This window comes from Bowmanella yangjiangensis, from assembly GCF_018531185.1.
Classification (GTDB): Bacteria; Pseudomonadota; Gammaproteobacteria; order Enterobacterales; family Alteromonadaceae; genus Bowmanella; species Bowmanella yangjiangensis.
The window spans coordinates 719,292-730,350 of sequence record NZ_JAHDJU010000002.1; the positions used below are offsets into that span (position 1 = coordinate 719,292).

Annotated in this window: 13 protein-coding genes; 9 read left to right on the top strand and 4 right to left on the bottom strand. The window is 46.9% G+C overall.

What is annotated here, in order from left to right:
* Nucleotides 1–186: 186 nt before the first annotated feature.
* From KJY73_RS12785 to KJY73_RS12800, 4 genes are all read right to left on the bottom strand, one after another.
* Nucleotides 187–390, bottom strand: coding sequence for a hypothetical protein (locus tag KJY73_RS12785; RefSeq protein ID WP_408611380.1), 204 nt, complete (start codon nt 388–390; stop codon nt 187–189).
* Nucleotides 390–1,763, bottom strand: coding sequence for an aldehyde dehydrogenase family protein (locus KJY73_RS12790; RefSeq protein WP_232848591.1), 1,374 nt, complete (start codon nt 1,761–1,763; stop codon nt 390–392). Before KJY73_RS12790 ends, KJY73_RS12785 begins: the two co-directional genes overlap by 1 nt.
* A 103-nt stretch (nt 1,764–1,866) precedes the next feature.
* Nucleotides 1,867–3,135, bottom strand: a complete 1,269-nt coding sequence (locus tag KJY73_RS12795) for a DUF2254 domain-containing protein (protein WP_214344116.1) — start codon at nt 3,133–3,135, stop codon at nt 1,867–1,869.
* A gap of 94 nt (nt 3,136–3,229) precedes the next feature.
* Nucleotides 3,230–5,149, bottom strand: coding sequence for a S9 family peptidase (locus KJY73_RS12800; protein WP_214344639.1), 1,920 nt, complete (start codon nt 5,147–5,149; stop codon nt 3,230–3,232).
* Nucleotides 5,150–5,326: 177 nt separating this feature from the next.
* Between KJY73_RS12800 and KJY73_RS12805 the strand changes: the two genes are divergently transcribed.
* The 9 genes from KJY73_RS12805 to KJY73_RS12845 all read left to right on the top strand — a co-directional run bounded on the left by KJY73_RS12805 (nt 5,327) and on the right by KJY73_RS12845 (nt 10,949).
* On the top strand, nt 5,327–5,806 hold the full coding sequence (locus tag KJY73_RS12805; protein ID WP_214344117.1) for a hypothetical protein: 480 nt from the start codon (nt 5,327–5,329) through the stop codon (nt 5,804–5,806).
* Nucleotides 5,799–6,014: a helix-turn-helix transcriptional regulator gene (locus KJY73_RS12810; protein ID WP_214344118.1), complete on the top strand. Its 216-nt coding sequence runs from the start codon at nt 5,799–5,801 to the stop codon at nt 6,012–6,014. The genes KJY73_RS12805 and KJY73_RS12810 overlap by 8 nt, the downstream gene beginning before the upstream one ends.
* A 184-nt stretch (nt 6,015–6,198) precedes the next feature.
* Complete coding sequence (locus tag KJY73_RS12815) at nt 6,199–6,618, top strand: hypothetical protein (protein ID WP_214344119.1); 420 nt, start codon at nt 6,199–6,201, stop codon at nt 6,616–6,618.
* 362 nt (nt 6,619–6,980) lie between these two features.
* A complete protein-coding gene (locus KJY73_RS12820) occupies nt 6,981–7,424 on the top strand; it encodes a hypothetical protein (protein ID WP_214344120.1) in 444 nt (147 codons plus the stop codon).
* Between the two features lie 51 nt (nt 7,425–7,475).
* Nucleotides 7,476–7,871, top strand: a complete 396-nt coding sequence (locus KJY73_RS12825) for a hypothetical protein (RefSeq protein WP_214344121.1) — start codon at nt 7,476–7,478, stop codon at nt 7,869–7,871.
* 400 nt (nt 7,872–8,271) lie between these two features.
* Entirely contained in the window at nt 8,272–8,685 is a 414-nt protein-coding gene (locus tag KJY73_RS12830; protein ID WP_214344122.1) for a hypothetical protein, read from the top strand.
* Between the two features lie 277 nt (nt 8,686–8,962).
* Nucleotides 8,963–9,571 (top strand): hypothetical protein, encoded by a 609-nt coding sequence (locus KJY73_RS12835; RefSeq protein WP_214344123.1) that lies wholly within the window; start codon nt 8,963–8,965, stop codon nt 9,569–9,571.
* 357 nt (nt 9,572–9,928) lie between these two features.
* The gene (locus KJY73_RS12840; protein ID WP_214344124.1) at nt 9,929–10,582 is read left to right on the top strand and encodes an RNA polymerase sigma factor; all 654 of its coding nucleotides are present in this window, start codon (nt 9,929–9,931) and stop codon (nt 10,580–10,582) included.
* Complete coding sequence (locus KJY73_RS12845; RefSeq protein ID WP_214344125.1) at nt 10,566–10,949, top strand: VOC family protein; 384 nt, start codon at nt 10,566–10,568, stop codon at nt 10,947–10,949. Before KJY73_RS12840 ends, KJY73_RS12845 begins: the two co-directional genes overlap by 17 nt.
* The last annotated feature ends 110 nt before the right edge of the window (nt 10,950–11,059 follow it).

Genomic DNA, 11,059 nt, shown 5'->3' on the forward strand with positions numbered 1-11,059 from the left:
CTTTCAAGTATTGATTTTGTTCAAATCCAGCCCCTTCTGGTCACGACGCCGGGCTACAGGCCTAGTGGACCTAAGTCAAAGCCCGGCAACACCGAGCAGGAGGGACTGGGTTGAACCCTCTGGGCAGCGCTTGTGGGCCCTTTCTACGGCGTTATCACTCACTCATGTAGAATAACTACACCACGTTCACTCTGCCTTGTATAAAGGGCCCACAAACTGTTGCAAAATCACACTCGAAAGATAAACAGCCCCTAGCTGATGGCCGAAGAAATTCCAGTCTATCCACTGCTCACTGAAACGCCCGGTTTCACAGCCTAGTAATTCCCCATAAAAGCGTCTGGCCTTGGCCAGTGAGGTGACAGGTATGGCTAAATGAAAAGGCTGTAGCATTATTTCACCCACTTGAGCATTTTCATTTTTTTGGCACTAAAGGGCGGGTAACGCCAGTCAATGTCAAAGCGGGTGCTGCGTTTCATTACGGCCTTTAAATGGCTGAAGGTATCAAAACCCCATTGACCATGATAACGGCCCATGCCGCTATTGCCCACGCCCCCAAAAGGCAGCGCCGGGTTGGCCATAAACATCATGCCGTCATTAATACAGACGCTACCGGCACTGGTGCCTGCCAGTATCTGCTGTTCTAAGCTTTGAGAGCGGGTATACAAGTACAAGGCCAGTGGCTTGGCCCGCTGGTTGATAAAATCCTTGGCTTGTTCAATTCGGTCCAGACCGACAATAGGCAAGATGGGGCCGAATATTTCCTGCTGCATCAGCGGGCTGTCCAGGGCCGGATTTTGTACCAGGGTCGGCGCCATATAACGGGTATTTTCATCTACCTGGCCACCGCATACCACCTTCTGCCCTTCAAGGTACGACTGCAGCCGGGCCAGGTGGCGGGGGTTGATAATTCTGCCATAGTCTGGGCTTTGCGCCGGATTTTTTCCGTAAAAGGCGTCTAACTTGCTGACAATAGCGGCGATAAGTTTATCGGCGAAGGCATTCTCCACCAGAATGTAATCCGGGGCCACGCAGGTTTGCCCGGCGTTCATCCATTTGCTCCACACAATGCGCGCGGCGGTGACATCCAGATCGCAATCACTGGCGACAATGCAGGGGCTTTTGCCACCCAGTTCCAGTGTTACTGGGGTCAGGTGCTCGGCAGCCGCCTTCATGATAATTTTGCCAACGGTTTCACCGCCGGTGTAAAGAATATGGTCAAACTTCTGTTTAAGTACCTCGGTGGTTTGTTCCACGCCTCCTTCCACCACAGCATAGGCGTTACTGTCGAGATAACGGGGCAGCAAGCGGGCAATCAGGGCGCTGGTGTGTTCGGCCAGTTCAGATGGCTTGACCACCGCGCAGTTCCCTGCAGCAATGGCGGCGACTAATGGGGCTAAGAGTAACTGAAAGGGGTAATTCCAGGCGCCAATAATCAGCACCGTACCCAGTGGCTCGGGTTGCAACCAACTGCTGCCGGGTTGGGCCAGCATAGGGGTGGAAAGCTTGCGGGGTTTGCACCACTTGGCAAGGTGCTTGAGGCTGTGTTTGATATCGTCTTCCAGAAAACCGATTTCCGCCAGCCAGCTTTCCTGTTCCGCTTTACCCAGATCTTGTTTGAGCGCCTCAACAATATCCTGCTGATGAGTCAGGGTCATAGTCAGTAATTGATTCAACTGCTGACGACGCCAGCTTAAATCCTTAGTGACACCGGTATTGAAGTAGCTGCGTAAGCCTTCTACCTGTTGTGCAATTAGCCCAGTCATGTGCATCCCGAATAATTCAAACAGGTGTTCACATTATGCTATTCCTGTGGGGGGGACAAGCGGCTTATTGTTATCCTTTTCAGATAATTGGTCTTTCGTCCAATTACTCCGATGAAGCTGACGCAGCGCAGCAACTTGCTTGTCTGGCTTGCTGCTTATCTGTGTCCAGCGACAGGCTTTGCTCGGCGCGGGCTAAGGCCCTGGCTGCGTGCAATCTGGCTGCTTCACGCATGCCAGGCGCCGGGCAATCAGCCAGCGCCGTCAGGGTTTTCTGTAGCTTTAGCACCACTTCAATACTGCCTGCACCGTCACGACCTATGGCGTTAAAGGCATCGTCAAACAGATCCTGCATATCCAGTTCAGGCACTTGGATGCGGTCGAACCTGCAGTCGGCCATATCCTCTGTGGCCACTGGCTCATTCCACTGACTAAACAGCCGGGCGAAGCTGGATAGCACATCTATCGCAGTACCTGCATCATTAACCGCGGGAGACAGGGCCTTGCAGGCAACCTGCGAAAGCACCACCAAACCAAAGCGAGGATCTTCAATAAAGGTGCGGTTTTTGCCGAGAATAAAGGCACTTTGCAGTGTGCTGATATCTTGCTCTTCCAGAGCTCTCTGCCCGCCTACCAGCAAAACCGGCTGGCCGGGAAAGACAAAACTGCCAGGTAACACCAATAGCCTGACGGTCATGTCCAGCTGCTCGGCCAATTTTTGAATGCTGGTAAGTTCGATGCGCTGAATATAGCCGGGCTTGAGTATGTGCACTTCCATATTCGGGGCTGGCACAGGGGTAAGGGCAATGCCGCCCATTAGCGGTGCTTGTTTGCGATGTTCTAAGGCTTTGGCGGTGGCTTCTTCAATTTTATCTATGGTGGAGTTAACCCGGCCAAGGCGGGCAATACGGTCGACCCAGCGTACAAAGGTAACAATCACTGCGGCCAGTACCGACAGGGTCATACAAAACAGCACAAAGTGACCGCCCTCGGCATAAAAGTCGTTTTTCACCGCAACTATGGCTACCACACTGAAAATAAAGGCGCCGATAAAGGTGGCCAGGGCGTTTTGTGACACATCATCGGCAATTACCAGGGCAAAGGAACGCGGTGTGGCACTGTTGCCAGCGCTGGCATAGGCCGCCACCATAGAGCCCACGCAGAAGGTGGCTATCACCAGCATGCTGGATGACATAATGCTCAGCAGGGTTTCCAGGCTGTCGCGGCTGATGCTGGGTAGATAAACCGAGAGCCCGCTATTACCCAACCACTGGGCCATAAAAGCGGCAACAACAGACACCAGGCACATCAATAACGGCCGTACCCATAAGCGTTCGGATAACTTATTGGCCCAGAATGTCATTCGACTAACCATGCTCGCTCCTTTCTGGTATGGCTGTTCCGCTGCGTAACGAGCATAACACAAACAAAAAAGGCCCGACGATGCGGGCCTTAATCGCAATTGCCACCTATAGATAGGTTTGCAGAAACTTCAGATAGGCTTCCTGGGCGGTAATGCGGTTGGCCTTGCTGCGAAAGCCATGGCCTTCATCAGCAAACAGCACATATTCCACCGGCACATTATTAGCGCGAATGGCTTCTACCATCTCGTCACTCTCAACCTGCAGAACCCTGGGATCGTTGGCCCCTTGTACTACCAGCACCGGCTTTTTGATTTTGTCGGCATGGAATAGCGGTGAAATACGGGTCAGGCGTGCTTTATCGGTAGCCGGATCACCCAGTTCGTCGTACAGAGACTGACGGAAGCTCTCCCACCAGGGTGGAATGCTTTCCAGTGTGCGCACCCAGTTGGTGACACCGAAAATATTGATACCTAGCTTAAACTCGTCGGTAAAGGCCATGGCGGCCATGGTCAGGTAACCGCCGTAGCTGCCGCCCATCACGGCAATACGCTCGCCGTCTACCCAGTCCAGGCTTTGCAGGTATTTTTTGCTGTAAACAATGTCCTGCAGATCGTCTTCGCCATGACGCTTATCATCCAGATGGAAGAAGGTTTTGCCATAGCCTGATGAGCCACGGTTATTCACCCCCAATACCGCATAACCATGATTGACCAGGTGCTGGATGATGGCGCTGTAGCCCTTGCGGGTTTGACCGCCGGGGCCACCGTGGATAAAGATAATCGCCGGTACTTTATGACTGGCACTGGCTTGTTTGGGTTGGTACTGGATAGCCGGAATAGTGATGCCGTCAAAACTGGGGAAGCGCACTACCTCACTGCTAACCAGATACTGGGCGTCAATGTGTGGGTTTAGTGACTGGCTAAGCTGCTTGGCGGCACTGCTGCCAACCTGCCAGCTAAACAAATTGGACGGAGACACATCGGAATTGATGTAGAACACCATGCGCTGCTCGTCGCGGCTGAAGTTTACCCCGCGCAAATCTCCGGCCGGTAGGGCTGGTAACAGCAGCTCTTTACCACTGTGTGTATCCAGAATGGTCAGGCGGGTTTGGGCATCCGCGTTAACGCCGGTTACCTGATAACGGCCACTATCCGAGTAGTAGACAAAAGACACATCCCAGTTGTCGGTATAGTGCAAGTTACGCTGACCGGACAGCAGGTTATACGACCAGGCCTGAGTAAATTCCCCTTGTGCATTAGTGCCATAAATCAGCTCGTCACCGTCTGGGGTAAAGCTGAAGACATTGTGGCTGACCTTGCCTTCGTGGGGGGTGATATGCATGGGCGGCGCGGCGCTTTGCTGCAAATTGGCCACATAAATATCGTCATCAGCATTGCTGTGTATTTTTTTCAGTGCAAGCCAGTGACCGTTCTTGCTGATATCGCCCAGTTCCCAGCCCAGGGTATTTTCAAACACCAAAGTGCGGCTGTAGTCTTCACTGTCGTAGCGGTACAGGTCAAAGGATTTGGCATCCCGTTCATTGGTGGCTACATAGAAATGAATATCGTCCTGATGCCAGCCCATAAACTGTGCTTTGAGCTTTTCACCTGGGGTGATGTCGCGGCTGCTACCGTCTTCTTCCAACACATATAAATGATGCAGCTCGTTACCACCTTGATCTGAGGTATAGAGCACTCGGTTATCTGCCGGGAACCAGCTTACCCCGCTGATGGCATCGGTGGTGGAATGGGTTAATTGAGTTGGCGCACTGCCATCCAGGGGGTAACTGTAGGCATTAAACACGCCGCTGGCGTCACTGCTGACCAGCACCTGGCTGTTGTTATGGTTAATGGACGAGCCATACAGACTCACCGTGTCATAAAAGCTTTGGGCATTGTATTGGGGAATTTGTACGGGTTGTATTTGTGCCGCGCTCTGCTGGGTGTCCGGCGCCTTGGCGCTCTGACAACCTGCCAGCAGCGCGATGCTTAGGCAAAGGGCAGACCAATAGTGGCTGAGTTTCATCATGTTCCTCGTGTTTTTATTTGCTCCGTTAGGTTTTGTATAAATAGTGGGCGGCTTAGTCAAGCGATTGCGCTATCGAAAATAAATCTTGTCATTATGTAACCTTTGGGTATCATTTGTTTATCTTGGGTATCAAAAGATACTTGAGGGTATCAAGATTTGAATAAGGAAAGCATGATGATGAACAGCAATACATTGTCGAAAGCCGAGCAAGAAAATCTGTTACTTAAGAAAAATGCCATCTTGTGTTTGGTGTTAGGGCTATTCTTTGCCATTGATAGCACGAATGAGGTATGGGCATGGGAGTTGAGCGGCGGATGGGCGCTACTTTACCTGCCAGTTGTGTTGCTGTTTTTCTACATGATCTATTTGCTGTTTAGTGTCAGCAAATTTAGTCGCGGAGCAGCCAAACGGGCCTTCTGGACAGGCGGCTTTGACGATGAATACGCTGAGTTCCTGAATGTCAGAGGATACAAGTTTGGTTTTGGTATCGGCTTTATTGGTTTAATTACATTAAGCTTATTTGCCGATTTGATGCTGACTGATGGAATCCCTGCGTTAATGAGTGTGGCGTTGTGGGCGCAGTTTTTAGCCGCATTGATGTTAATTGGCTATGCCCTGCCGGTATTGTATGGATTGGCCAAAGACAATGAATGAACAACTGGATAACCATATTCATAAACTGCGTACTCAGCGAAAGATTTCTCAGCAGGAACTCGCGGATGCCATCGGTGTATCACGCAAAACCATCAGTACGGTGGAAACCGGGCGTTTTACCCCGTCGGTGGTGATAGCCCTGAAAATGGCGCGTTTTTTTGAGGTGCCGGTAGAGAGTATCTTCTCTTTGCTGGATGACCAGCCCTGAAATAGGTAGAACGCTAATTTAAAGTGCAGACGCCCGATACCATTATCGGGCGTCTGTTTATTTGAGAAATTTTATTCAAGCCAGTTGCTCAGGCCAGTTGCGTTGATTCAGGAGAAAATTCTGACTTCATGTGAAAGTCTGGTAGCGTGCTGTTGGGAGTATCAGTAAATCAATAGGGAAATTTATGGACAGTAGAAGGCTGTTTTATTTATCACTGACGCTTTATGTTTTATCCCTTGTTCTTCCGGTTAAAGGGGAGTGGCTGGCTGGTCTGGGATTTATGATAGTGTCTGGACTTTGGTCACTGCTGACCATCAGCCACATTGCTCCAACTTTTGCTAATGAGCAGTTTTCTTTTGGCGCACTAGTGCTGTTATTACCGTTTTTTAATGTCAGCTATTTTTGGTCTGTGTTTCGGTTCAATAAATACAACGCCTTGATAACTCCCTCCAGTGCAGTCTTACTGATCTGCACACTGATAGCACTTGTATATGCAGTATTGATAATGCTCAGCGGCGTATGGGAGCTATATATTTATCTCATTTGGTGCGCTGCACTTGTGTCCTTAGTGGTCGCCATTTTCCAAAAGTGGCGAGAGGGTTAGCCGGTTGCAGTTATGCAAAGGCTTGAGCGATGGTATTGGAACAATTTTCTCTGACTCTTATGACTTTCTTCGTGTTCTTCTAAGCTTCGTGGTGAGGCCGGTATTTTAAGACTCCTTAAATACGAAGAACGCGAAGTTCACGAAGGGGCTTGCTGACTCAACTAGGCAGTTGTGTAGAAAGATATGTATAGAAGCAATAGCACAGTGCAAGTCCGCCTGTCGCCAGCGCAAGCCAATAACACTTAAAAAACTCTTACTAGGTAAAGGGTTATAGGTATGCTAGAAATGACATTGTAGAAGTTCGGATAAGCTCCGTGGTTAAATTTAGGAATTGTTGTTTTTATTAAATTATAAGGAAATTTATGAAGTTAAAATCCACTATGTTCATTTTCTTTCTTTTAACATCTTTTAGTTCGCTATCCTATGAGAAAGAGATAGATAAGTTTTTCCATCTTTATGAGTCAGGGAAAGTAACTGAGGCAGTAGATTCTATATATTCAACAAATAAATGGGTGAATAATAAGGCTGATGATGTTCAAAAAGTAAAAAATCAGCTACAGAACTTAAAAAATCTAGTGGGTAAATACCATGGTAAAGTTAAGTTTGGTACCGAGAATTTAGAAGGTAGGCTAGTCTATATTTCATATTTAGCAATGTTTGAGCGTCAGCCAGTTCGCCTGGAGTTTGTCTTCTATAGGCCGAAAGAAGCTTGGGTGATTTATTCATTCTCATTTGATGACACTATTGATGATGAGCTGGTTGATTACTCAAGGAAGAAAATCGTTGGGTCGGCGAAAGGCAGTTAATAAACTTATATTATCTTTCGTGATATTTACAAATGAATACTTAGAGAAGTAATGGAACCGGATTTTTCTAAATACAGCATAGAAGAACTGGAAGAATGCCTTATCTCCATTGATAGAGAGCGTTATCCCGAACGTGCAGCTAAGATTGAAAAACATCTCAAGGCGTTGTCAGCTGAAGAAACCCAAAGAATAGAAAAAATTCCTCTAGAACAACGAAAAATAATAGATAAGAACAGTCGGTATGGAAGCTATTTGGTTATTGTTGTCAGTTTGCTCTTTTTCATTTTAATGTTGTACACGGGAGAAATCCCTATGCGACATAGTGATAACGTGAAAATAGAAGATGACCCAATTATGTTTTATTTCATATTGGTTATTTTTCTTTTTATGGCTGTTTGGCAAGCATTAAATATCTACATATATAGGTATAAGCGGAAACGCGAATAACAATATACCCCAATCGCCTCTGTTGTTCCCTAGAAGTTAACTATAAGATAGTTTTACAACTCAGATGCTTAGGTTTTTTTCTTGAAATGGAAGTTGTGAATTGAATAAAAGCAAAAAATTTAAATTCTTTCTTATTGCTTTGGTTATTTTTACCGCATGCTTTCAGCTATCTACTCATATCAGTACCTTTTACACTAATCCGTTCTATGTGGGAGCTTTTATTTTCGCAATAGCGCTGTTAATCACTACGTTTAACTATTTCTGCCCAAACTGTAAAAAGAACCAAGTTGTAATGTCTATAAAGCAGTTTAAGCTACCGGGCAATGCATGCCAAAATTGTGGTTTGAGGCTTGATGAAAATGGCACAAAGTAATAGCAACTATCTCTTACCAAGTCCTCTATGTTTGAGGAAGCAAGGGGAACAATGAAGGTCTGTTATTTACTATTTCTCTTCTCTGTTAAGGCGCTGGCAACAACTTGCATGTCTAATGACGAGTTGCTTGAAGATTGGAAGTCAAAATATAGCTCTGAGATAAGCATTGAGGTCACTAAATCTCCCGAAGGTTACGAGGTATTGGTTTGGTTACCCGCATTATTAGAAAGTAAGCCGCTATCATCTGTCGTGTTTCACTTAGGTAAACAAGACAGTCCGAGTTTTTCGTCCCAGCTCGCCATCTTTGAGGAAGAAGGGAGAAAGGTTGTTTACTACCAAGTTAGCGCGGAGCAGCAGCCGGATGGTTATCTAGTTGCAACCTATGGAAATGACTGCGGCATACAAGTTGTTAAAGCAGTTGTTTCAGCTATAGAGGTTTAGCCAGTTCAGGTTATGGAATGGCGAGAGCGATGGTATTGGAGCAATTTTCTCTGACTCTTATGACTTTCTTCGTGTTCTTCTGGTCTTCGTGGTGAGAATGGCATTCTGAATGGTTTTTAACCACGAAGATCACGGCAGGACTTACATAAAAAACTCTTACTAGGCAAAGGCTTATAGGCATGCTAAAAAGCCGCCGAGAAAAAGGTGGACAAGGACCCTGTTAGAACACTGAGTGTCGCTGTCTAAAGAATTGCTAATATTGTTTGTGAGGGTCTTTATGATGACTAAATTTTTGTGCTTAAGCGCTTTGCTTATTTCATTTTCTATAAAGGCGCAGATACAAATTACCACTGTGAATCAATCAACAGAAGAGTTAAAAATTAAATCAGATTTGGAATTTCTGCATAAAGAATATGATCTAACTCCTTGGATCTACACTACTAAAATTCAGGTAAATCAAGACGAAAAAGTACCACGCAGTCATCCAGTTCTTACTATGAGCACTCAAAAGGAGTATTTGGATAGCAGAGTGAAATTGCTTTCTACTTACTTGCATGAACAGTTTCACTGGCATGTAATTATAAATGGTATACCTGGCGTAGATGAGTTCAGAGCGCGTATAAAGGATGAATTTCCGATAATAAAAGTTGGCTTCCCTTATGGGAGCAACGACGAAGGGAATACTCTAAGCCATATTATCGTTTGTTATTTGGAATACATCGCCTTGTCCGAGCTTATAGGGCAAGAAAAAGCGCAAAAGAATTTGTCTGATAATAGTTACTACACATGGGTTTATGAAACCATTCTAGAACCGGGTAATAGACAAAAGCTAGATCGCTTGCTCGAAGAGTTCGGTCTTGATTTTCGAGCTGTAAAAGGCGAGTGAGGTATTAGATTAGACAGCTTATTCATAGCTTTCTTTGTTTATGGCTTTGGTTAACTTAGCTGGGCGATTAATTTAGTATTTTTATCTTTGCTGCCTTTAGACCAGTGGGGTGTTCACTGAAATCGTGCAAGCCAGAACTGGTCTGCGGATTTGCACCCTAAGGCAAGGGGGAGTGCGAAGTCGGTTTGACTATAAATGAGCATGACAGTATCGCATCAACTCTCTCTGACGCTATTGATCGTTTTTGCGCCGTCTGGCTAAATCATTGCCATAGAGGCAGTTAAATCAAACAAGGACAGTTCATCTCTGCGTTTGCCCGATAGCGTGGCAGACCCCTGGGATAGGCGCATTGCATTTGTGATAAGAAAAGATAAACACTATATCGAGCTTCTGCGCTATGCCCATAAGCTGGCATGGCATGCCGATGAAGCCGAGGATCTGCTTCAGACCGCACTGCTTGCCGCCATCGAGACTGGTCGAACCGATATGGCTTGTGTTGATAACCGCCGCTGGTTAGTTGGCGCTATTCGAAATCAGTCAGCCTTTCATGCCCGCTCGGCTATAAGAAGGCGAAAACGGGAAGCGTCATTTGCCTATTTAAGTGATGAGCAAACACAAAGTGAGGCATCAACCACCTCTTTTGTCAGCACATTACCGCCGAGCCTTAAAATGACCGCGCTGTTGGCCTTAACCGGGCATACTAAAGCTGAAATAGCCTGGCTAATGCGTGTGTCAGATGCGGCGCTGCGCCAACGCATAGTGCAAATTAAACGGCGCTGGCGTCAGTTCGACGGCAGTCATGTACTTGAACTTAAAGGTTTAAAAGAGGGGCTGGCGTTTGGCCGCATACGTCAGGCATTACTCAAATTGCCTTGTAGGGAGCATGTGATGCTCGCCACTCACGACCCGGACGGACATCTTTTTATGCTCAGCTCACAAAACGGCCCTTTGCGGCAACCTAGGATGATATCAACCCAAAAAAAGGAAAAAGACAATGTTTGGTCAAAGTAAGCTTGGCGCTATCTGTTATTACGTAAACGACATTGATAAGACCGAAGCCTTCTACCGTGATGCGCTGGGGCTGGCAATTCAAAGAATGGAAGGTGAAGACGGTGACTGGTTAATAGCGCAAACGGCCAATGAGGTGGAACTACTGTTCTTTAAACAGGAGTCACGACCAGGAAACACACCTATTATTGTGTTCGACCTGCCCGATGGCGGTATCGACGATGTGGTTGCCGCGCTATCCGAAAAAGGTGTCACTATAGTCACGCCGGTGAGCCATGCCCCCGGCGGCTGGTCAGCAGAAATTGCCGACCCAGACCATCATCAGATATCTATGTATCAATCCGAAGAAGTGCCACGCACGCTTAAATGAGTGCTGTTTGGCGTAAGCGCCAAAGAGTATTAGATGGATAACGAAGAAGGTAAGCCGAGAAGCGCAATAGTGCCCTCGGCTTTTACGTTTGTTTACTTCCCTGTTGGATA